At 72.7% G+C, this 20414-nt stretch carries 23 protein-coding genes; 10 read left to right on the top strand and 13 right to left on the bottom strand.

The features are described from left to right. Positions 1 to 69: 69 nt before the first annotated feature. The 4 genes from ACQPZK_RS12950 to ACQPZK_RS12935 form a co-directional block, all read right to left on the bottom strand. On the bottom strand, positions 70 to 264 hold the full coding sequence (locus tag ACQPZK_RS12950) for a hypothetical protein (RefSeq protein ID WP_433538524.1): 195 nt from the start codon (positions 262 to 264) through the stop codon (positions 70 to 72). A gap of 2 nt (positions 265 to 266) precedes the next feature. Continuing rightward, the gene (locus ACQPZK_RS12945) at positions 267 to 1310 is read right to left on the bottom strand and encodes a LacI family DNA-binding transcriptional regulator (RefSeq protein ID WP_433538523.1); all 1044 of its coding nucleotides are present in this window, start codon (positions 1308 to 1310) and stop codon (positions 267 to 269) included. A 125-nt stretch (positions 1311 to 1435) separates the two neighbouring features. Continuing rightward, the gene (locus ACQPZK_RS12940; protein WP_433538522.1) at positions 1436 to 2323 is read right to left on the bottom strand and encodes a helix-turn-helix domain-containing protein; all 888 of its coding nucleotides are present in this window, start codon (positions 2321 to 2323) and stop codon (positions 1436 to 1438) included. A 138-nt stretch (positions 2324 to 2461) separates the two neighbouring features. Next, positions 2462 to 2701, bottom strand: a complete 240-nt coding sequence (locus tag ACQPZK_RS12935) for a DUF397 domain-containing protein (RefSeq protein WP_074309213.1) — start codon at positions 2699 to 2701, stop codon at positions 2462 to 2464. Positions 2702 to 2969: 268 nt separating this feature from the next. On the opposite strand from ACQPZK_RS12935, the gene ACQPZK_RS12930 reads away from it, so the two are divergent. After that, complete coding sequence (locus ACQPZK_RS12930) at positions 2970 to 3623, top strand: GGDEF domain-containing protein (RefSeq protein ID WP_433539194.1); 654 nt, start codon at positions 2970 to 2972, stop codon at positions 3621 to 3623. Here ACQPZK_RS12930 and ACQPZK_RS12925 read toward each other — a convergent pair. Further along, positions 3620 to 4621 carry a phosphotransferase enzyme family protein gene (locus tag ACQPZK_RS12925; protein ID WP_433538521.1) on the bottom strand — a complete coding sequence of 334 codons (1002 nt, stop codon included), beginning with the start codon at positions 4619 to 4621 and terminating at the stop codon, positions 3620 to 3622. The genes ACQPZK_RS12930 and ACQPZK_RS12925 overlap by 4 nt on opposite strands. 185 nt (positions 4622 to 4806) lie before the next feature. Here ACQPZK_RS12925 and ACQPZK_RS12920 point away from each other — a divergent pair, with 185 nt between their 5' ends. Continuing rightward, positions 4807 to 5457, top strand: a complete 651-nt coding sequence (locus tag ACQPZK_RS12920) for a flavodoxin family protein (protein ID WP_433538520.1) — start codon at positions 4807 to 4809, stop codon at positions 5455 to 5457. A gap of 29 nt (positions 5458 to 5486) precedes the next feature. Here ACQPZK_RS12920 and ACQPZK_RS12915 read toward each other — a convergent pair whose 3' ends face one another. Further along, positions 5487 to 5978 carry a type II toxin-antitoxin system PemK/MazF family toxin gene (locus ACQPZK_RS12915; protein WP_355050009.1) on the bottom strand — a complete coding sequence of 164 codons (492 nt, stop codon included), beginning with the start codon at positions 5976 to 5978 and terminating at the stop codon, positions 5487 to 5489. 64 nt (positions 5979 to 6042) lie between these two features. Here ACQPZK_RS12915 and ACQPZK_RS12910 point away from each other — a divergent pair, with 64 nt between their 5' ends. Together ACQPZK_RS12910 and ACQPZK_RS12905 are read left to right on the top strand one after the other, a co-directional pair. After that, positions 6043 to 6558: an NUDIX hydrolase gene (locus tag ACQPZK_RS12910; protein ID WP_433538519.1), complete on the top strand. Its 516-nt coding sequence runs from the start codon at positions 6043 to 6045 to the stop codon at positions 6556 to 6558. Positions 6559 to 6608: 50 nt separating this feature from the next. Then, the gene (locus tag ACQPZK_RS12905) at positions 6609 to 7889 is read left to right on the top strand and encodes a hypothetical protein (protein WP_433538518.1); all 1281 of its coding nucleotides are present in this window, start codon (positions 6609 to 6611) and stop codon (positions 7887 to 7889) included. Between the two features lie 79 nt (positions 7890 to 7968). Here the strand turns inward: ACQPZK_RS12905 and ACQPZK_RS12900 are convergent, their stop codons facing one another. The 5 genes from ACQPZK_RS12900 to ACQPZK_RS12880 are packed head-to-tail and all read right to left on the bottom strand — an operon-like array spanning position 7969 to position 11857. Next, complete coding sequence (locus ACQPZK_RS12900) at positions 7969 to 8442, bottom strand: DUF2267 domain-containing protein (RefSeq protein ID WP_433538517.1); 474 nt, start codon at positions 8440 to 8442, stop codon at positions 7969 to 7971. A 49-nt stretch (positions 8443 to 8491) separates the two neighbouring features. After that, positions 8492 to 8632, bottom strand: a complete 141-nt coding sequence (locus ACQPZK_RS12895) for a hypothetical protein (RefSeq protein WP_433538516.1) — start codon at positions 8630 to 8632, stop codon at positions 8492 to 8494. 28 nt (positions 8633 to 8660) lie between these two features. Continuing rightward, on the bottom strand, positions 8661 to 10001 hold the full coding sequence (locus ACQPZK_RS12890) for an MGH1-like glycoside hydrolase domain-containing protein (protein ID WP_433538515.1): 1341 nt from the start codon (positions 9999 to 10001) through the stop codon (positions 8661 to 8663). Further along, a complete protein-coding gene (locus tag ACQPZK_RS12885; RefSeq protein WP_433538514.1) occupies positions 9998 to 10819 on the bottom strand; it encodes a TIM barrel protein in 822 nt (273 codons plus the stop codon). The genes ACQPZK_RS12890 and ACQPZK_RS12885 overlap by 4 nt, the downstream gene beginning before the upstream one ends. Then, positions 10820 to 11857 carry a zinc-dependent alcohol dehydrogenase gene (locus ACQPZK_RS12880; RefSeq protein WP_433538513.1) on the bottom strand — a complete coding sequence of 346 codons (1038 nt, stop codon included), beginning with the start codon at positions 11855 to 11857 and terminating at the stop codon, positions 10820 to 10822. A gap of 116 nt (positions 11858 to 11973) precedes the next feature. On the opposite strand from ACQPZK_RS12880, the gene ACQPZK_RS12875 reads away from it, so the two are divergent. From ACQPZK_RS12875 to ACQPZK_RS12860, 4 genes are read left to right on the top strand one after another with little or no spacing between them, the layout of a single operon-like run. Further along, on the top strand, positions 11974 to 13368 hold the full coding sequence (locus ACQPZK_RS12875; protein ID WP_433538512.1) for an ABC transporter substrate-binding protein: 1395 nt from the start codon (positions 11974 to 11976) through the stop codon (positions 13366 to 13368). Next, positions 13365 to 14315, top strand: coding sequence for a carbohydrate ABC transporter permease (locus ACQPZK_RS12870; protein ID WP_433538511.1), 951 nt, complete (start codon positions 13365 to 13367; stop codon positions 14313 to 14315). Before ACQPZK_RS12875 ends, ACQPZK_RS12870 begins: the two co-directional genes overlap by 4 nt. Further along, positions 14315 to 15181, top strand: coding sequence for a carbohydrate ABC transporter permease (locus ACQPZK_RS12865; protein ID WP_433538510.1), 867 nt, complete (start codon positions 14315 to 14317; stop codon positions 15179 to 15181). The genes ACQPZK_RS12870 and ACQPZK_RS12865 overlap by 1 nt, the downstream gene beginning before the upstream one ends. A gap of 19 nt (positions 15182 to 15200) precedes the next feature. After that, positions 15201 to 15806, top strand: a complete 606-nt coding sequence (locus ACQPZK_RS12860; protein ID WP_433538509.1) for a class I SAM-dependent methyltransferase — start codon at positions 15201 to 15203, stop codon at positions 15804 to 15806. Positions 15807 to 15872: 66 nt separating this feature from the next. Here ACQPZK_RS12860 and eccB read toward each other — a convergent pair whose 3' ends face one another. Further along, entirely contained in the window at positions 15873 to 17243 is a 1371-nt protein-coding gene (gene eccB / locus ACQPZK_RS12855; protein ID WP_433538508.1) for a type VII secretion protein EccB, read from the bottom strand. 126 nt (positions 17244 to 17369) lie between these two features. Here eccB and ACQPZK_RS12850 point away from each other — a divergent pair, with 126 nt between their 5' ends. Continuing rightward, on the top strand, positions 17370 to 18083 hold the full coding sequence (locus ACQPZK_RS12850; RefSeq protein WP_433538507.1) for a spermidine synthase: 714 nt from the start codon (positions 17370 to 17372) through the stop codon (positions 18081 to 18083). 223 nt (positions 18084 to 18306) lie between these two features. Then, positions 18307 to 18483: a hypothetical protein gene (locus ACQPZK_RS12845; RefSeq protein WP_433538506.1), complete on the top strand. Its 177-nt coding sequence runs from the start codon at positions 18307 to 18309 to the stop codon at positions 18481 to 18483. A gap of 3 nt (positions 18484 to 18486) precedes the next feature. On the opposite strand, the gene ACQPZK_RS12840 is transcribed toward ACQPZK_RS12845, so the two are convergent. Further along, positions 18487 to 20289, bottom strand: a complete 1803-nt coding sequence (locus ACQPZK_RS12840; protein ID WP_433538505.1) for an acyl-CoA dehydrogenase — start codon at positions 20287 to 20289, stop codon at positions 18487 to 18489. Positions 20290 to 20414: the final 125 nt, after the last annotated feature.

The raw sequence follows: 20414 nt of genomic DNA, 5'->3' as shown, positions 1-20414 counted from the left end.
GCTCGATCGACCACCCTGCGTGCCCGGACCGGCACTTTTCGTCCCCGGAGTGCCGAAATGGGCGGCGGCTCAGGAGCAGCGCGGCACCGGCCGGGGCTGGATCCGGTCGGCGAGCCGACGCAGGGCAACGGCGGTCACCTGCCGGGTGGGGGCGAACAGCGGCCGGCGGGCGCGCTCGACGACGACCGGGGCGTCCGGGCGGGCCGAGTTGACGTGGCGGCTCATGGCGTCGAGGGCGGTGACGTATCCGGTCGGGTGTTCCATGGTCAACTCCTCAGGTGAGGTCCGGTGGAGGACCGGACGACGAGTTCGGTGGGTAGCAGCACGTGACCTGCGGCAGCGTCCGCAGGTGGGTCGAGCAGCAGTTCGGCGGCGATCCGGCCCTTCTCCTCGGCCGGCTGCCGGACGGTGGTGAGGCCGGCCGCCGCCGCCTCGGGGACGTCGTCGAAGCCGGTCACCGAGACCGGCGGGTGGGTGCCGCCCGGTCGCCGGGCCAGGGCGTCGAGCACGCCGAGGGCGAGCACGTCGGAGCCGGCCAGCACGGCGGTGGGCGGCTCGGGCCGGTCGAAGAGCCCGGCGACGGCGGCCGCGGCGGCGTGGCCGCTGTTGCCGGTCGCGTTGAGCAGTGTCAGCTCCGGCCAGGCGACGCCGACCTCGGCGAACGCGTCGGCGAAGCCGGCGAGCCGGCCCCGGGTCGTCGGGTGCGGGGCCTGGTCGAACCCGGCCAGGGTCACCGGGCCGGCGGGCGCGTCGGGCAGGACGGAGTCCACCAGCAGGGCGACCCGCCGGTGACCGAGACCGGCCACGTGCGCGGCGACGCTGCGCGCGGCGGCCCGCTCGTCGATGCCGACGAACCGCTCGTCGGCGGCGGCGTCGTCGCGTGCGGCCGTGCTGACGTACGGCAGGCCGCGCGCCCGGATGACGTCGAGCGCCCACTCCTCGTCGGCGACGCAGTACACGCAGAAGCCGTCGACGGCGGCGTTCTCCACGGCCCGCCGGGCGTCGACCTGCGCTCGCGGCAGGGGCACGAGCAACATGCTGGTGCCGTGTCGCTCGGTCGCTGCCCCCACTCCGGCGAGGAAGCGGACGGCGAAGGGGTCGGTGAAGGCGTACGACAACTGCGAGGTGAACAGGACCCCGATCGAGCCGACGAAGCCACGGCGCAGGGAGCGGGCGGTCGGGTTGGGACCCGGGTAGTTGAGCTGGCGCGCGGCGGCGAGGATCCGCTCGCGCAGGGCCGAGGAGAGCTGGTCGGGGCGACTGTACGCATTGGACACGGTGCTGCGGGAGACACCGACGGCGTCCGCCACGGCTTGCAGTGTCGGCTTCACTCGACGCCCCTCTGTATCGATTCAGACTGGATCGATACAGAGACTAGCCGGACACCTCGGCAACGGTCAATACGAACGAACCCGCGCGTGCCCTCAGGGCACCATCACTGCGGGTAGACCTCCTCCAGCAACCGGCCCAGGATCTCCGGCGTACGCTCCGGCGGCTCCGCCTCGACACAGAGCCGCTCCATGGCCACCGCGTAGTAGTCGAGGTCGTCGCGCTTGTCCAGGTAGAGGGCGCTGGTCAACTGTTCGATGTAGACGATGTCGGGCAGCTCCTGGTCGCCGAAGCGCAGGATGGTGAAGGCGCCACCGGCCGCCGCGTGACCACCGGCGGCGAAGGGGATGACCTGGAGGCGGACGGTGGGCGACTTGGTCGCCTCGATGAGCGCAGTGAGCTGGCCCCGCATCACCTCGGGACCGCCGATCGGGCGGCGCAGCGCCGCCTCGTCCACCACGGCCCAGAGCAGCGGCGGCTTGTCCCTGAGCAGCAGTTGCTGGCGCTGCATCCGCAGGTCGACGCGACGGTCGATCTCGGCGACGCCGGCGCCGCCGTGCCCGAGCAGCACCACCGCCCGCGCGTACTCCCGGGTCTGCAACAGGCCGGGGACGAACTGCACCTCGTAGCTGCGGATCAGCGCCGCCGCCGCCTCCAGGCCCAGGTACGACTGGAACCAGCTCGGCAGCACGTCGCCGTAACGGTGCCACCAGCCGGGACTGTTGGCGTCCCGCGCGAGCTTGAGCAGCGCCTGGCGCTCCCCCTCGTCGCTGACGCCGTACAGGGTGAGCAGGTCGGAGACGTCCCGTTCCTTGAAGCCGACCCGGCCCAGCTCCATCCGGCTGATCTTCGACTCGGAGGAGCGGATCTCCCACCCGGCGCCCTCCCGGGTCACCCCGCTGGACTCCCGCAGCCGACGTAGCTGGGCGCCGAGCAGCATGCGCAGCACGGTCGGCCCGGTTGTCGGGCCGCCCTCGGCGGGAACCATCGTCACGTGCGGACCTCCGGATACCGACGACGCGGCCGGGCACCGAGCCCGACCGACGTGTAAGCATGCCATGGACCGACAGTGAGGTGAACTCCTCCGGACCGGCGATTCAGTCCCATCGCTGGGACCGCCCTGCGCGGCCGGTCAGTTGATCAGGTGATCGAAGTCCCCGTCCCGGGCGCCGAGCACGAAGGCGGCGATCTCGTCCACTGTGTAGATCAGCGCCGGCCCCTCCGGATGACGCGAGTTGCGGACGGCGATGCCGGCGCCCCCGGGCAGTTCGGCGAGCTCGACACAGTTGCCGCTCGGGTTGCTACGGCGGCTCTTCTGCCAGCTCAAAGGGGGCAACTGATGGATCGGAACGCCATTGGGTGGCTGCTGCATGAGAGGCGTCTTTCTGCTCACGAGCCCGCCGGTGCCCGTGGGAGGAGCGGTGACGCGGCGAGGTGCGGTATCGAGGTCGGGCCGTTATGCACGTGCATCTGCTATTGCATCTGCACCGGATGGCGAGCATGATAACGCACGTGATCGGTGCTTATCCGTTCACTTTGCGTTACCCCGAGCGGGGTAGCGACCAGGGAAAACTGGCCCCGACGCGGCACCGCGCCGCGCAGACACAAGGCTGGAGGCGGTCGCGGCGATGGGAGGTCTCCTGCCGGATCCGATGAGCGTCGCCTCCGGTGTCTGTGCCGCCGGGGCCCTGCTCTCCTCGTGGCAGCTGCGCCGCCGGGCCGTGCGGGCCGAGGCCGAGATCGAGCACCTCCAGGCCGAACTGGCCGCCGAACGGCACGCCGCGAGCCACGACCCCCTCACCGGGCTGCCCAACCGCCGCGCCTTCTACCGTCTCGCGGCCGCCCTGCTCACCAACGCCGACGGCCAGCCGCTGATCGCCATCGTGCTCGACCTCGACGACTTCAAGCAGATCAACGACCGGTACGGGCACGCCGCCGGCGACCAGGTGCTGATCAGCGTCGCCGAACGACTGGCCGGGTTCGCGGGCGACAACCTCGTCGCCCGCCTCGGCGGCGACGAGTTCGCGGGGCTGCTCGCCAGCCCGACCGTCGACCGGCGGTGGATCGAACACGCCACCCGCCGCCTCAGCGAGACCGTCGCCGCGCCGATCCGGCTGACCGGGTGCAGCGTCCGGGTCACCGCGTCGGTGGGGCTCGCACCGGTGACCGGCCCGGCCCAGCTCACCGACGCGCTCAGCCGGGCCGACGCGGCCATGTACCAGGCGAAGAGCCTCTCCGGCCCACGGGCGCCGCGCCAACTCGTCGACAGCGCCCTCTCCGGACAGAACACCTAGCGCCGCCCGTCCAGGGCCCGCAGCGCGGTGTGGGCGAGGGTGACCAGGCCGACCGGGGACACGAGCCCCCGGACGATCCGGGCGGCCGTCGCGCGATCGTCGGGGCTCGCGGTCGGGTCCAACGCCTGGCGGGTCCAGTCGCTGAGGTCGTCGAGCGCGCGTACCGCGAGGAACCAGGCCAGCCGCACGGCGTCGATGTCGACGCCGCCGTACCCGGCGAGCACGGCCCTCTCCTGCTCGGGAGTGATCGGCGCGAAGGCGAGCACCCCGCCCACCACGAACATCAGGTCACACTCGCGCGCCGCGAGCACCGCGTCGTCCCAGTCGATCAACCAGACCTGGCCGTCCGGACCGAGCAGCAGGTTGCCCAGGTGGGGATCACCGTGGCAGACCACCGCCGGCCCCGACCGGCCGGAGGCGAGTCGTTCGACCCCACCGAGCACGGTGGACACCCGGTCGGCGTTCGCCGACCAGACGGCGGCCAGCTCGGCGACCAGCGGATCGCCGGAGTCGGCCTGGTCGCGAAGCCGTCCGGCCACGTCCCGGGTCGCGGCCATGATCAAGGGGTACGCGTCACCGCCGCCCGGCAGCAGCCGTTCCAGTTCACCGGTCACCGGGACCGCGTGCACGGCGGCCAGCAGTTCGCCGTAGGAACGCCAGTGCGCCTCGGTCATCGGGCCGTCCAGCGCTCGCAGATCGGAGACCCAGGGGACGACGGAGAGCCGTACCCCGTCACGCTCGGCGTACAGACGCCCGTCACGGGTGCGGACCGGCGCCGCGATGCCGGGCACGCCCCGCTCGGCCAGGTGCGCGGCCACGATCAGACCGGCCGGCGTACCGCCACCGCTGACCTTGACGGCATACCGGGCGCCGTCACCCGTCGCACCCCGCCACAGCCGGGCCCGCAGATCAGCCCCGTGCGCCACCTCGTCCACCGTGGACAGCTCAAGCCCGAACTCCGCCGAAACCCACCCCACCACGTCCAACCCCACACCCACCCACCCCACCCCTACGGCGGTGATCAAGAAGTTCGCGTCACTCTCGGCCCGGATTCTGACGCAAACCTCTTGATCACGCGCTCCTGATTCGGGAGGGGTGGCGGTTTTATCGGTCCGGAGCGTGATTCGTTCCGGTGCCGGGGTACGCGGAGGGACGGCTTTGCTGATCGACGGAAGGAACCCTCGTGCCGAACATCCGTGCCCTCGTCCTCAACTGCACCCTCAAGCCGTCGCCCGCCCCCTCCAGCTCCGAGCAGTTGGGCCGGGAGGTGCTGGACGAACTGGCCCGTCAGGGCGTGGACGGCGAGATCGTCCGGGTGGTCGACCACGGCGTGCGCTTCGGGGTGTCGACCGACGAGGGCGACGGCGACGGTTGGCCCGCCATTCGCGCGAAGCTGCTCGCCGCGCAAATCCTCATCATCGCGACGCCGATCTGGCTCGGCCAGCCCGCGAGCGTCACCAAGATGGTGCTCGAACGCCTCGACGCCGAGCTGTCCGAGACCGACGACGAGGGGCGGCTGCTCACCTACGGCAAGGTGGCCGGCGTCGCGGTCGTCGGCAACGAGGACGGCGCGCACCACACCATCGCCGAGGTGCAGGGGGCGCTCAACGAGGTGGGCTTCACCGTCGCCGCGGCCGGCGCGACCTACTGGGTCGGCGAGGCCCTGCACACGGTGGACTACCGCGACGTCGGACCCAAACCGGACACCACCGGTCGTACCACCAAGGCCCTGGCCCTCAACAGCGCCCACCTGGCCCGGCTGCTCGCCGACCAGCCGTACCCGCCGCCGGACGCGCAGGGCGCGGCGGTCGGTCCCAGCCGCGAGCCGGCCTGACCGGCCGGCCCACCCCCGAAGGGGTACGGTCAGCGCCAGCCGTAGCCGGCGCGCAGCGCCTGCCCCACCCGGTCGAACCGGGGCCGGTCCAGCACGGCGCCCTCGCGGCGGATGCTGTCCTCGCGCATGGTGAGCACACGGTCCAGCCGGACCCAGCTCGGCCGCTTGTCCCGGTCCCACTCGCCGGGGCCGAGCGCGAACCAGTGCCGCTGCCCGTCGCGCTCGCTCTGACTGGACAGCATCAACCCGAACAGCGTCCGGCTGTGCCGCCCGACCACCAGCACCGGGCGGTCCTTGCCCTGGCGGGGATCGTCCTCGTACGGCACCCAGGTCCAGACGATCTCACCCGGGTCGGCCTGGCCGTCGACCTCCGGCGCGTAGCTCAGCTCGCGCCGCTGCAACGCGTTCACCTGGCGGGGGCGGGCCACCCGCGCCGGAGACGGCCCGGTACGCCGGGGCGACGGAATTGCCGCGCCCACCCGGGAGATGCGTTGCGCCACGTTCCTCAACAGACCAGCCACGGCGGGCAGCCTACCGGCCCGCGCACGGACCCCCGGAGCCGGCGCACTGCGGCAGACTGAGCCGATGGACCAACTGCCCGACGACCTGCCGATCCTCGAGCGCCGTGCGGTACGCGTAGTGGTCCGCGACGACGACGACCGGGTGCTGCTGTTCCACACCCGCGACCCCGACCACCCTCGGCTCGGCACCTGGTGGGAGCTGCCCGGCGGCGGCATGGACGCGGGCGAGACGTACCGCGAGACCGCCGTGCGGGAGTTGCGCGAGGAGACCGGCATCATCGTCACCGCCGACCAGGTGGGCGCACCGACCTGGCGGCGGCGGGCCAGCTTCCTGCACCGCCAGTTGCGCCACGTGCAGGACGAGGTGATCGTCGCCGTACGACTGGCCGGCCCCGGCCCCGACGTGGACGAGACCGACCGGCTCGACTACGAGCGGGAGGACTACTTCGGCTTCCGCTGGTGGCCGTTGGCCGACGTGGTGGCCAGCGCCGAGCGCTTCTATCCCGGTCAGCTCCCCCGGCTGATCACGCCCTTCCTGGCCGGCGAGCGGATCGACGAGCCGTTCGAGCTGTGGTCGTGACCGGGGTCGGTGCGGATGCCGTACCGGCTCGTGCCGGGCAGAGTGGAGGCATGACGACCGACCTGCACGGCCCGCTGTCCGCGTACGCCGAACGGCTGCACGCCACCATCGGCGACCGGCACCACGTGGCCTCCCCGCTCGGCGCCTGGCTGCTGCTCGCCCTCAGCGCCGCGACGACCGGAGCCGGCCGGGCGACCGGCTCGGACACCGCCGGCCCGGACGCGCCGACCGGCCCGGACGCGACGGCTGCGGCCCTGGTGGCGGCGCTCGGCACCGACCTGGTGAGCGCGGCGGAGGTGGCCCGGACGCTGCTGGACGCGCCGCATCCGCTGGTCGCGTCCGCCACGGCGTTGTGGCTCCGAGCGGGTCGAGGAGTCGACGAGCCGGCCGGATGGCGAGCAACGCTTCCCGCGACGACCGAGGTCGGCGCGCTCCCCGACCAGGCCGGGTTGGACGCCTGGGCGCGCGAGCACACCGACGGCCTGATCGAGACGTTCCCTCTGAAGGTCCGCCCGGACGTGGTGTTCGCCCTGGCCAGCGCGCTCGCCACCCGGATCTCGTGGGCCGCGCCGTTCGACGTCACCGACGCGCGGGCGCTCGGTCCCGGCAGCGCCTGGGCGGGCGACCTGCGCCAGGCGCTGCACAGCCCGAGCCACGGGCACCAGGGCGCCATCGTCGCGACCGAGGGGGCCGGCGACGTGATCGTGCACAGCGCCCGGGCCCAGCCGACCGACGGAGCGGGGCTGGTGGTTCTCTCGGTGGCCGCCGCGCCGCACGTGCCGGCGGCCGATGTGCTCGCCACCGCGTACCGTCTCAGTGTCGGCGCGGCCGACGGCGCGCAACCGGCGGGTCGGCGGTCACTGTTCGACCTGCCGCTCGGTGAGACCTCGCTGTGGACACTGCGCGAGGAGCGGGTACGGACAAGTGCGCGCGACGGCCGCGAGGAGCGGCACCAGGCGGTGCTCCCCTGCTGGTCGGCGCGCAGCGAGCACGATCTCACCGCCGAGACGCTGGGCTTCGAGGCCGCGACCGTGACACTGGCCCGGGCCCTCGACCAACCCGTTGCCGGCTTCGAGGCGGGGCAGGTGGCGATGGCCCGGTACGGCCGGTACGGGTTCGAGGCGGCGGCGGTGACCGGCATGTTCGGCACGGTCAGCCTGCCCCCGGAGGGGGTCGCCCGCACTGCCGAGCTGCGCTTCGGCCACCCGTACGCGGTGGTGGCCGTCGCCACCGACAGCAGGGCGGACGGGACCACCGGCCCGTGGCACGGGGTGCCGGTCTTCTCCGCCTGGGTCACCGAGCCCGAGGAGCTGTCCGACGCCGACGGGTGACGCCCTTGATCCACACCGGATCGGCGATGTGGCGGCTTCGGCGCTTCGGGATCCACCCACGTCGGCGATCTGGTGTGGATCACGCGAGATCGGACGGATCCCCGTCGCGGGGCAGTCGGGCCACCATCTCGTGGAACTCCCGTACGGTCACCGCCTCACGCAGGGTCGCGAAGACGGCCCCCGTGCCCAGGCGTGCGGTGGCCGCGTCCACTCCGGCACGCTGGCTCACCCGGCGCAGGAAATCCACCGGACCGGCGTCCATGGGCGGCGGCGTGACCGGTCCGCCGACGTCGAGGCCCACACCGGTGTCGAGCCCTTCAGCGACGATGGCCGAGCCGGTCGGGTGGGTGTCCGGCGCGAAGTCGTACAGGTAACCGTCGATCTGGTCGGGAAGGTGCCCGGCGGGGTCGGGCGCGCCGCCGGCGACGCGTTCCGCCATCGTGGTGAGCACCGCGCGGGCGAGGGCGGCGGCCTGCCCGGTCGGTAGGCCGGACCGCCGCGACACCGCGTCGATGAAGTGCGGAAACCCGTCGCCGCCCGCGCTGTCGGTCACGCCGGGCGGTTACCCGCGCTCGACGGGGGCAAACAGCGCCGGACCCGGCTCAGCGCAGCAGGTCCGCAGCCAGCAGGTGGTCGAAGATGAGCTGGTCGACCGGGGAGGTGCGGTGCCGGTCGGCGTACCCGAGCCAGGCCACCTCGGCGATGTCGCGCACGTCGCCTCCCGCCCCGTCGGGACCGGGCACGCTACCACCTGACGACGGCCGAGGGCGCTCAGGCGGCGAGCAGGTCGAGCAGCAGTGCGGCGGTCCACCCGAACGCCGGTGAGCCCAGCCCGGCCCCCGTGTCGGGGTGGAAGTACTCGTGGCAGCCCGCGCCGGCCACCAGATCGATCATCGAGCGGCGCAGTCCGGCGGCCAGCTCCGGATGCCCGTGGGTCGCCAGGCCGCGCCGTACCAGCCAGCCGATGTTCAACCAGCTCGGGCCGCGCCAGTAGCGCAGCGGTTCGAAGTCCGGCGCGGTGCGGTCGTAGCTGGGCAGCGGCCGGTCCATCCGCCGGGCCACCCCGAAGCGCGGCGACGTCGCCTCCGCGACGAGCGCGTCGACCTGGCGGGCGGGCAGGTTGGGCAGGAGCAGCGGCGCGAGCCCGAGCACGGTACGCGCGCCGACGAGCCGGTCGGTGCGCAGGTCGCGGGGCTGGAACGTGCCGGTGTCCGGGTCGTACAGCCGTCGTACCAACGCCTCGGTGACGCGGTCCGCGCGGACCCGGTGTGGGCCCGGGTCGAAGCCGGTCAGCGCGGCGATGTCGGCCAGCGCGTGCTCCGCGGACCCGAACGCCGCGTTGAACAGCGGGCACTCCACCAGGAACGGATGGTCGTCGGCCAGGTGACGGTCGGCGTAGCCGTGGTCGCGGTAGGCCGCCACGATCGCCAGGTAGCGCGCGTAGTCCAGGTCCGTGGGGCGGTGCGCGGCGTCGGCGTGCGCGGTGTCGTGCCGACGGTACGCGCGCATGACGGCCGCCTCGGCGTCGACCGCGGCCATCGGCTCGTCCCAGGCGGGGCTGTTGTCCAGACCCGACTCCCACGGGTGTACGACGCACACCAGCCCGTCACCGCCCACGTCCCGCCGTTCGGCCAGATAGCGTTGCTGGGCGACCAGCCCCGGGTAGAGCCGACGCAGCGCCGCCAGGCCGTTCTGGTCGGGCGCGCGCCGGTAGGCCAGCAGCGCGGCGAGCGCGTGCACCGGCGGCTGGACGAGGCCGGAGGTGTCGACGCCCGGGGCGCCCGGCACGTCGGCCGAGCGCCACAGCTCCGGGCCGGGAAAGTACGCGCCGACCCGCAGCGCCGGGTTGAACACGATGTGTGGCACGCGCCCGTCGGCCCACTGCGCCCGGAACAGACTCGCCAGTTCCCGCCAGGCCCGCCCGGGCCGGACGTGGGCGAGGCCGATCGCGATGAACGCCGAGTCCCAGCTCCACTGGTGCGGGTACAGCGTGCGCGACGGCACGGTGTGGTCGTGCTCCCAGTTCGCGTCGAGGGTGGCGACGGCCAGCCGGCTCAGCCCGGCCGGCTCGGCCGTACCGCCGATGCGGGCCGGTACGGCGCCGGCGGTCATGCGGCGGCCCGGCGGGGCAGCGCGTGCCGCAGCACCGTGACGGCCTCGGCGAGGGCGCGGACGGGGTCGCCGCGCAGCCGGCACTCGAGGGACAGCCAACCCTGGTAGTCCAGCTCCAGCAGGGTCCGCACGAGGCCCGGCCAGTCCAGGTGCCCGGCCCCGGGTTGGTACCGGTTGGAGTCGCTGACCTGTACGTGTCCGAGGTAGGGCGCGGCGGCGCGCAGCGCCAGGTGCACGTCGTCCTCCTCGATGTTCATGTGGAACGTGTCGGCGACCACCCGGACCGAGGGCAGCGCGAGGGCCGCGCAGAGGGCGACCGCCTCGTCGAGCCGGTTGACCATGTGGTCCTCGTACCGGTTGAGGGGTTCGAGGAAGAGGGTGACCCCCTCGGCCCGGGCGTGTTCGCCCAGCTCGCCAAGGGCGTCCAGGAGCACCTGCCGGTCGCCGGCCGGCGGGCGTGGCGGCTCGAACGGCGGCAGTCGCCGGGAGAACATCCCCCAGGCGGCGGGGGTCATCACCCCGATGCCGCCCAGCTCGGCGATGACCGAGAGCTGCGAGCGCAGGTTGGCCACGGCGTCGGCGGACCGGTCGGGGTCGAAGTCGCCGATGAAGTGGGTCATCTCGACGCAGACGGTGGGCATCACCACGCCGGCGGCGCGCGCCCGGCGCAGCTCGGGCAGCCGGCGGGCGAACGCGAGGTCACCGCGCCCGCGTAGTTCGATGCCCTGGTAGCCGAGCGCGGTGGCGAGGGCGTACTTCTGGATCAGGTTGGTGCCCGGCAGGAGTTGTTCCTGGCAGGCGAGCGCGATGGTGGTCATCTAGAACCTCAACACCACTTGGAGGACGTCACCGGCGCCGCGGTCGAGCAGCGCGAGGGCGTCGGCGACCGCGCTGGCGTCGACGATGTGGCTGACCAGCGGCAGCGGGTCGACGCTGTGGTCGGCCACCAGCTCCATGAAGGTCTGCGCCACCCGGTCACCGGTCCACCGGCCGGCCATGCCCGGCGCGGGGGTGGGCCCGGAGACCTGGGCGGCCACCAACTGGATGCGGTTGTGGTGGAACTCCTCGCCGAGGCCGAGCCCGTCGGCCTGGCCCTGGTAGAAACCGGCGGCCACGACCCGGCCGGCGTGTGCGGTGGAGCGGATCGCCTCGTGCAGCGCGGGGTACGCCCCGGACAGCTCCAGGCAGACGTCCGCGCCCCGGCCGCCGGTGGCCTCGCGCAGCGCGGCGGCGGCGGACTGGACCTCGGCGTCCACGGTGGACCGTGCGCCGTAGCGGGAGGCGTGGGCCAGCCGGCCCGGCACCCGGTCGACGGCCACCACCCGGGTGCCCGAGAGGGCCGCGAGGCGGGTGGCGAGCAGCCCGATGACGCCCTGCCCAAAGACACCGACCCAGTCGCCCAGGTGCAGGTCGCCGGCGAGCACGGCGGTCAGCGCGATCGCGCCGGGCCGGGCGAAGACCGCGGCCAGCGGGTCCAGCCCGACGGGCAGGGGACGCACGGCGTCGGCGGGGAGCACGGCCTCGGCGCGGTGCCCCCAGATGCCCCACACGAGCTGGCCCGGATGCCGGTCGGCGACCTCGGCGGCCACCTCGACGACCTCGCCGACCTCCTCGTAGCCGAAGCCGACCAGCGGGTACGGCACGGGGGCCTGACGGGGGACGAACATGCGGGCGGTGTCGTCCCAGTCCTTGCGGAGCCGGGGATTGCTGCCCCGGTAGAGGGTCAGCTCGGTGCCGGCGGAGATGCCCGAGTAGCAGGTGCGGACCCGGACCTGGCCGGGGCCGAGCGGATCTGGCGGGCAGGGCTCGAGACTGATCTGTCGAGGCCCGGCGAGGGAGACCACCCAGTTGCCCATGTGTCACATCCCGGTAGCACTGGGTTCCAGGATAGCCAAAAAATAGCCATATGTCTTGCTATTGATCAATCGAAGGTGTTGAATCCGTCTTGTACCCTTCGAGAGGAGTGCCACCGATGTCAGCACCTCCGAGGCGGATACTCGCCACCACCCTGATCCTGGCACTGGCCACGTCCACCCTGCTGGCCTGCGGAGACGACGGATCAGACAGCAACAGCAAGAAGATCACCGTGTGGAGCCTGGAGGATGTCGCCGACCGCGTCACCGCCACCAAGGCGATCATCGCCGACTTCACCGCCAAGACCGGGATCCAGGTCGACCTGGTGACCGTCAACGAGGACCAGTTCCCCTCGTTGATCGCCGCAAACGCCGCCGCCGGCGAGCTGCCCGACGTGGTCGGCTCGGTCTCCCTGGCCGGCATCCGTACGCTCGCGGGCAACGAGCTGCTGCACGCCTCGGCGAACGCGGAGATCGTCGACAAGCTGGGCCGGCAGACGTTCTCGCCCCGGGCGCTGGAGCTCACCTCGGACGACGGCAAGCAGCTCTCCGTGCCCAGCGACGGCTGGGGGCAACTGCTCGTCTACCGCAAGGACCTGTTCGACGCCGCCGGCCTGCCCGCCCCCGACACGTACGAGCGGATCGCCACCGCCGCGGCGAAGCTGAACACCGGCGGGGTCGCCGGCATCACCGCCGCCACCTCGGCGAGCGACGTCTTCACCCAACAGACCTTCGAGCACCTGGCCCTGGCCAACGGATGCCAGCTCACCGACGACTCCGGCGCCGTCACCCTCGACTCTCCGCAGTGCGTCGAGGCGTTCCGCTTCTACGGCGACCTGATCCGCACCAGCTCCGTCAAGGGCGCGCAGGACGTCGACACCACCCGGGCCACCTACTTCGCCGGCAAGGCGGCCATGGTGATCTGGTCGCCGTTCATCCTCGACGAGCTGGCCGGGCTGCGCGACGACGCCAAGCCGACGTGCCCGCAGTGCCAGGCCGACCCGTCGTTCCTCGCCAAGAACAGCGGATTCGTCACCGCGATCAAGGGCCCCAACGGCACCGAACCCGCACAGTACGGCGAGATCAGCTCCTGGGCGGTGCTCGACGGCGCGGTGGCCGATCCGGCGAAGTCCTTCGTGGAGTACATGCTCGGTGACGGCTACCCGCGCTGGTTCGGCATGTCCCCCGAGGGCCGCTTCCCGGTGCGCAAGGGCACCCCGACCGAGCCGGAGGCGTTCCTCACCGCCTGGACCACCAGCCCGGCCGGCGTGGACAGCAAGAAGCCCCTCACCGACGTCTACGGCGACGATGTGCTCGCCACCCTGCGGCGCAGCCCGGACACGTTCGCGCGCTGGGGGCTCAGCCAGGGCCAGGGCAAGCTGGTCGGCGCGATGCTCGGTGAGCTGCCGGTGCCCAAGGCGCTCGGCGACCTCACCGCCGGCAAGTCCGACGCGGCGGCCGCCGCCGGCCGGGCCAGGAAGGACGTCGAGGCGATCAAGGCGGGCGTCAATTGACCACCACCGCCCCCGGCCGCTCCCCCACGGGTCAGCGGCCGGAGCCGGCCCGCCGCCGGCCGCTGACGCTGCGCCGCCGTGAGTCCCGTGCCGGGCTGGCACTGGTCGCGCCGACCCTGCTCGTCACCATCGTCGTCATCGGCATCCCGATCATCTGGACCGTGGTGCTCGCCTTCCAGCGGGTCCGGCTCGCCACCCTGCGCAAGACCGGCCTGTTCGGCGACCTCACCATGGACAACATCGACCGGGTGCTGCACACCCCCGGCTTCGCCGACACGCTGTGGGTCACCCTGCTCTACAGCGTCGGCGGCACCGTCGGCTCGATCCTGCTCGGCCTGGTCGCCGCGCTCGTCGTCCGCCGGCCGTTCCGCGGTCGCACGCTGGTACGGGCCTCGATGCTGCTGCCGTACGTGGCCCCGGTGGTCGCGGTGACGTTCGTCTGGCAGGTGATGCTCGACCCGCAGCTCGGCATCGTCAACCACTGGGGCCAACGCCTGCTGGGCTGGGACGCGCCGGTGCCCTTCCTCACCCAGGAGTCGACCGCGCTGGCCACGGTCATCACGTTCGAGGCGTGGCGGTACTTCCCGTTCGCGTTCCTGTTCCTGCTGGCCCGACTTCAGGCGGTGCCCGGCGAGCTGGAGGAGGCCGCCCGCGTCGACGGGGCCACGCCCACGCAGCGGTTCCGGCACATCCTGCTGCCCCAGCTCCTGCCGGTGATCGCCCTGCTGGGCGTGCTGCGCTTCATCATGACGTTCAACAAGTTCGACGACGTCTACCTGCTCACCGGCGGGGCCGCCGGCACGGAGGTGGTGAGCGTGCGGGTGTACGAGTTCCTCACCGCCCGTACCGACATCGGCGCGGCCGCCGCGCAGGCGGTCGTCCTGGCCGTGGTGCTCATCGTGTTCGTGGTGATCTACCTGCGCTTCTTCGGACGGAGGGTCGGCTGATGGACCGGGACATGGTCGAGACGGTGAGCCTGCGCTGGCTGCGCCGCCTGGCGATCGCCGCGTTCCTGGTGGTCACCGTCTTTCCCTTCTACTACATGCTGGTGCTCTCGGTACGCCCCATCGAGCGGCTGCTGCTCGACCCGGGCGCGCTGGTCGTCGGCTTCGGCGAGCTGACCGTGGCCACGTACGCCGAGGTTCTCAAGGCCACCGACGACGGCGGCCAGGGATTCCTCACCTTCATCCGCAACAGCGCCCTGGTGGCGGTCGCGGCAACCGTGCTCACGCTGCTCGTCGCGATCCCCGGCGCGTACGCGGTGGCCCGGCTGCGGTTCTTCGGTCGACGGCAGGTCGACTTCCTGTTCCTGGCGGTCTACCTGTTCCCCTCGATCGTCATCGCGATCCCACTGTTCGTGGTCTTCAGCCTGGCCGGGCTGCGCGGTTCGCTGTTCGGGCTGGTGCTGGTCTACGTCTCGCAGACCCTGCCGGTGTCGGTCTACATGCTGAAGAACTACTTCGAGACCATCCCGGTCAGCCTGGAGGAGTCCGCCGCCATCGACGGCGCCGGCCGGCTCGGCATCATCCGCCGGGTCAGCCTGCCCCTCGCGATGCCGTCGATCATGGCGGTCGCGCTCTACGACTTCATGATCGCCTGGAACGAGTTCCTGTTCGCCCTGCTGTTCCTCGTCGACAAGCCCGACCGGTGGACGGTGTCGTTGGGGCTGTCGCTGCTCTCCGACGGCGTGGAGGTGCCCAAGACGGTGCTGATGGCCGGGTCCGTCGTCCTCACCCTGCCCATCGTGATCCTCTTCTTCGCCAGCGAACGGCTGCTGACCGAGGGCCTGACCAGCGGCGCGGAGAAGGGCTGAGCCGGATACCGTGAGCCCTATGGCCAACCCGACCCGCTGGGCGACCGACACCGGTCCGGAGCACTCGCAGTGGTACGTCGACCGGTTCCGCAAGCTCGCCGCCGAGGGCGCCGACCTGGCCGGCGAGGCCCGGCTGGTGGACACCCTGGTCGAGCCCGGGTCGCGCATCCTCGACGCGGGCAGCGGCACCGGTCGGGTCGGCGCGGCCCTGGCCCAGCGGGGGCACACCGTCGTCGGGGTGGACGCCGACCCCGTCCTCGTCGACGCCGCCCGCGCCGACCACCCCGGCCCACGCTGGCTGGTCGCCGACCTGGCCGACCTGGACCTGCCGGCGATGGGCGAGGGCGAGCCGTTCGACGCCGCCGTGCTCGCCGGCAACGTGCTCGCGTTCGTCGCCGTCGGCACCGAGCCCGAGGTGCTCCGCCGACTCACCGGGCACCTCCGCCCGGACGGCGTCCTCGCGGTGGGTTTCGGCACCGAACGCGGCTACCCGCTGACCGCGTTCGACGCCGACGCGGTCGCCGCCGGGCTGCGCCTGGAGCACCGCTTCGCCACCTGGGACCTGCGTCCGTGGCGCGACGACGCGCCCTTCGCGGTCAGCATCCTGCGCCGTCCGGCGACCTGACGCCCGCGCGGCGTCGGCGACGACCCGGGTGGGTCCGGACGGCGGCGCCGGAGGACCCGAGCGGCGTCAGGACGGGGCGGCGACCGCCCGCGCGGCGGCCGGGTCGAGGGTCGCGCCCGCCGGCACGAGACTGACGAGGCCGGCGGGCAGCCGCACCGGTCGGACGTCGCGGTAACCGAGCATCGGCAGCACCTCCCGGTCGGCCAGCACGTACCGTCGGCCCAGGTCGGTGACCACGGACACCGCCCCTCCGGACGCGCCGGGCGCCGCGGCGGCCTCGACCACCGCGCCGCCACCGGGCTGCACCACCACGTGGTCGGCCAGCGCCGCAGCGCCGGACGGCGCGGTCCGCGGAACGGCCGCCAGGTCCGGCAGGCGTACGCCCCACCGCACCTCGCCCGCGCCGTCGTCGCCGACCCGGCTGCAAACGCCCCCGTCGTCCACGGCGGCGAGCCGGGGCGGGGCGGGCGGCGGCGCGGTCGGCCCACTCGGGGCGAGATCGGGCATCGTGGGCAGTGCGGCGAACCGGCCCAACGTCATCGGCTCCGACTCGCCCTGCCCGGTACGGGCCAACAGCAGCCCGGCCTGCAACTCGGTGATCCCGGCCAGCCCGTCGTCGAGCGCCACCGCGTACTGCCGGCCACCGCCGGAGTTGCGCACCAGGTAGACCTGCCCGATGGTGGCGCCCGGCACCCGGGTGGAGGCCCGCCCCTCGCCGGGCAGCGCCGGCGGGGCCAGGTCGACGCCGGCGGGGAGAGCGTTGAGCAGGGCGGGCGCGACGGGCACCGCCCGCGTCCGCGTGGTGGCCAGCGCGGCCAACACCCGGTTGGGATCACGGATCAGGTACCGACGCTGGTGCCAGACGAGGTGCAGGTCGCCGTCCGGGTGGCGCAGCAGCAGCGCGTCGTCGCCGAGCGGTCGACCGCCGTCCGGGTCGACACCGATGAGCAGCGCCGAACGGGAGTCCGCGCCCACCGTCGTCGAGCAGACCGTCCAGGCCGTCCGCGCGAGCCGACCCGGCGCGGGCAACGAGTCCGGCGCGTCGGCGATGCCCAGTGGCAGGCCGCGCGGCACACCGTCGATCGAACGCCGGGAGACCAGCACGGTCTTGGACTGGTCCGCGCCGACGATCAGCAACGCCGAGGCGTAGTTGAGCACCGGGTGCAGCTTCTGCTCCCGGTACACGAACCGGGCGCCGGACTCCTTCTCCACGATCACCGCGCCCGGGTCGCGCCAGCCCTTGCCACCACCGGCGAACAGGCCGTAGAGCGCCGAGCCGCCGAGCGCGATCACCGCGACGAGGACGCTGGCCAGGCCCGCGCCCGCCAGCCGCCGAAACGGGGACTGGGCCGGATCGGTCTCCCGCATCACCAGGGCGGCGACCGCCCGTTGGACGCTGAACTGGTAGGAGTGCAGCTGATCCTGCCGCGACGGCATGGGGTCCCTTCCGCTGGTTCGACCGCGCACAGGATATGCGCTGCGTCGATGTCCCGTGGACCCTGCGTGGCGGGGCGGGACACGGTCGGTACCATTCGTGGACGAATCCGGCGGCGAGAGGGCAGCGTGGGCGCGCGTTTCGAGGAACTGGCCTGGCGGGACACACCGATCGGCGAGATCAGCCTACGGCGGCGTCGCGACCCGGCGCTCCAGGTCGAGGTGTACGAGGTCAAACTCGACGACGAGTACCTGATGTCCAGCCTCTTCCCCGTCGCCGAGATCGAACTGGCCCGACTGGGCCTCGCCGAACTGACCGGCGACACGCTCGACGTGGTGGTCGGCGGTCTCGGGCTGGGCTACACGGCGTGCACCGCGCTGGCCGACCCGCGCGTACGGGCGCTGCTGGTGGTGGAGGCCATCGAGGATGTCATCGACTGGCACCGGCGAGGGCTGCTGCCCTTCGCGGCCGGGCTGGCCGAGGACCCACGGACCCGGTTCGTACGGGCCGACTTCTTCGCCGCCGTGGCAGGTGACGAGGGGTTCGACGCCGAGGCGCCCGGGCGACGCTTCGACGCGGTCCTCCTCGACGTCGACCACTCGCCACGCAATGTCCTGCACCCGAGCCACGCGCCGTTCTACACGCCGGACGGCCTCCGGCGGCTCGCCGCGCTGCTCCGTCCGGACGGGGTCTTCGCGCTCTGGTCGGACGACCCACCGGACGACGGGTTCACCGCGACGCTCGCGGAGGTGTTCACGACCGCACGGCCACACGTCGTGCCGTTCGCCAACCCGCTGACCGGCGGCCAGTCCGCCAACACAATCTACGTAGCCCGCCCCTAACCCGCCGCCCTCACCCCTCCCCGCCCCCGCCCCCGACCCTCCCCGCCGCCGATCTTGCACTTTGTGTTGGCGTTCTGCGGACTGAAGTCCCTTTTGTCGCAACAGAAAGTGCAAGATCGCGCAGGGGTGGGCGTCGGGACGGCGTGTTTGGGGTTTGCGGGGGCGGGAAGGTCGGGGCCGGGGTCGTGGCATCTCGCGTTGCGGCCGGTCACGGGAGGTTGTCATGCGTGCCCTGCTCTGGGTCGTCGGTGTGGTCGCCGGCGTGCTGATTCTGCTCGGACTGATCCTCGAGGCGGTCCGCTGGCTGATCATCATCGGTCTGATCGCGTTGGTGATCGTGATCATCCTGGGCGTGGTCAAGGGCCGGCAGGCCATGAACCACCAGACCCGTCGACGGTGATCGTCAGAACCAGTCCGCACGCATGTCGAGCGCGGTGCGGTCGAGGCCGTCCAGCAGGTCGAACTGGGGTCCCGTGCGGGGCAGTTCGACCGTGAGGAAGTAGCGGGCCGCCTGCCGCTTGCCGGCGTGGAAGGAATCGCCGCTCTCGGCGGACGGCAGCGCCAGCACCTGTTCGAGCCACATCCAGGCGATCACCACGTGCCCGACCGCCTCGAGGTAGACGCTGGCGTTGGCCAGGGCGAGCACCGGGTCACCGCCGGCCCAGAGTCGCCGGGTGACAGTGGTGATCCGTTCCACCGCCGTGGCCAGCCGGTCGGCCAGTTCGGCCGCCTCGCCGCCGGCCAGCCGCGCCCGCTCGACGGTGTCCCCCATCGTCTCGGTCAGCAGGAGCAGGCCCGCGCCGCCGTGCATGGTCATCTTGCGCCCGAGCAGGTCCAGCGCCTGGATCCCGTGGGTGCCCTCGTGGATCGGGTTGAGCCGGTTGTCCCGGTAGTGCTGCTCCACGTCGTGGTCACGCGTGTAGCCGGCGCCGCCGAGGACCTGGATGGCCAGGTCGTTCGCCGCCAGACACCACTGCGAGGGCCAGCTCTTCGCGATCGGGGTGAGCACGTCCAACAGCAGGTGCGCTCGTTCGCGGTCGGTCTGCTCCGGCGCGGTCTGCTCCTCGTCGAGCAGCCGGGCGCAGTAGAGCACCAGGGCGAGCGCCCCCTCCACGTAGCTCTTCTGCGCCAGCAGCATCCGCCGTACGTCGGGGTGGTCGATGATCGGCACCTGCGGTGTCGCCGGGTCCTTCGCGTCGATCGGCCGGCCCTGTGGCCGTTCGCGCGCGTACGCCAGGCTCTTGAGATAGCCGGTGTAGCCCAGCGCCGTGGCACCGGCGCCGACACCGATCCGCGCTCCGTTCATCATGTGGAACATCTGGGCGAGCCCCTGGTGCGGCGCGCCGACCAGGTGGCCCACCGCGCCGGGGCGACCGGCCGGGGTGTGGCCGCCGTCGCCGAAGCTGAGCAGGGCGTTGGTGGTCCCCCGGAAGCCCATCTTGTGGTTGAGCCCGACGAGCACCACGTCGTTGCGGTCGCCGAGCGCACCGTCCGGCTCGACGAGCACCTTGGGCACGATGAAGAGCGAGATGCCCTTCACGCCGGGCGGACTGCCGGGAATCCGCGCCAGCACGAGGTGGACGATGTTCTCGGCCAGCTCGTGATCACCGCCGGAGATCCACATCTTGGTGCCGAAGAGGCGGTACGTCCCGTCCGGCTGCGGCTCGGCCCGCGTGGTGATGTCGGCAAGCGAGCTGCCCGCGTGCGGCTCCGACAGGCACATGGTGCCGAAGAACCGGCCCTCCAGCATGGGTCGGACGTACGTGTCGACCTGTTCGGCGTCGCCATGCGCCAACAACAGCTTCGCGTTGCCCAGGGTCAGCATCGGGTACGCCGAGGTGGCCACGTTGGCCGCCTGGAACCAGGCGAAGCAGGCGGCGGCCACGGCCTGCGGCAGTTGCAGACCGCCGACCGAAGCGTCCAGCTCGGCCGTCAGCAGGCCCGTCTCGGCGAAGCTGTCCAACGCCGCGCGCACCTGCGGGATCAGCCGCACCCGCTGCCCGTCGAACGTCGGTTCGGCGAGGTCGGCGGCCCGGTTGTGCGACGCGAACTGCTCGGTGGCCACGCGCTCGGCGAGGTCCAGCGCGTCGTCGAACGTCTCCCGGGAGTGCTCGGCGTAGCGGGGACGGTCGACGAGCTGCGACACCCGCAACCAGTCGTGCAGCAGGAAGTCCAGGTCACGGCGGGAGAGCAGGGTGGAGGGCACGGAACTCCTCGGCGGGGCTCGGGTGTGTCGGTTCAGGGGCGACGGCCCGACCCATCCTGGCCGATCCGTCGGGAGCACACCACCGCCGCCCGTCAGCGGGCGTCATTGTCGTACCCGCCGACTAG

The sequence above is a fragment of the Micromonospora sp. CA-249363 genome, assembly GCF_050950185.1.
In the GTDB taxonomy this organism is placed as follows: domain Bacteria; phylum Actinomycetota; class Actinomycetes; order Mycobacteriales; family Micromonosporaceae; genus Micromonospora.
This window is presented reverse-complemented; position numbering and strand designations above follow the sequence as displayed.

Bases quoted from the DNA above. Each gene is read 5' to 3' on its own strand.
- ACQPZK_RS12950 (WP_433538524.1), bottom strand. From the start codon at position 264: ATGGAACACCCGACCGGATACGTCACCGCCCTCGACGCCATGAGCCGC.
- ACQPZK_RS12935 (WP_074309213.1), bottom strand. From the start codon at position 2,701: ATGCAGCAGCCACCCAATGGCGTTCCGATCCATCAGTTGCCCCCTTTG.
- ACQPZK_RS12910 (WP_433538519.1), top strand. From the start codon at position 6,043: ATGGACCAACTGCCCGACGACCTGCCGATCCTCGAGCGCCGTGCGGTA.
- ACQPZK_RS12905 (WP_433538518.1), top strand. From the start codon at position 6,609: ATGACGACCGACCTGCACGGCCCGCTGTCCGCGTACGCCGAACGGCTG.
- ACQPZK_RS12890 (WP_433538515.1), bottom strand. From the start codon at position 10,001: ATGACCGCCGGCGCCGTACCGGCCCGCATCGGCGGTACGGCCGAGCCG.
- ACQPZK_RS12885 (WP_433538514.1), bottom strand. From the start codon at position 10,819: ATGACCACCATCGCGCTCGCCTGCCAGGAACAACTCCTGCCGGGCACC.
- ACQPZK_RS12880 (WP_433538513.1), bottom strand. From the start codon at position 11,857: ATGGGCAACTGGGTGGTCTCCCTCGCCGGGCCTCGACAGATCAGTCTC.
- ACQPZK_RS12875 (WP_433538512.1), top strand. From the start codon at position 11,974: ATGTCAGCACCTCCGAGGCGGATACTCGCCACCACCCTGATCCTGGCA.
- ACQPZK_RS12865 (WP_433538510.1), top strand. From the start codon at position 14,315: ATGGACCGGGACATGGTCGAGACGGTGAGCCTGCGCTGGCTGCGCCGC.
- ACQPZK_RS12860 (WP_433538509.1), top strand. From the start codon at position 15,201: ATGGCCAACCCGACCCGCTGGGCGACCGACACCGGTCCGGAGCACTCG.
- eccB (WP_433538508.1), bottom strand. From the start codon at position 17,243: ATGCCGTCGCGGCAGGATCAGCTGCACTCCTACCAGTTCAGCGTCCAA.
- ACQPZK_RS12845 (WP_433538506.1), top strand. From the start codon at position 18,307: ATGCGTGCCCTGCTCTGGGTCGTCGGTGTGGTCGCCGGCGTGCTGATT.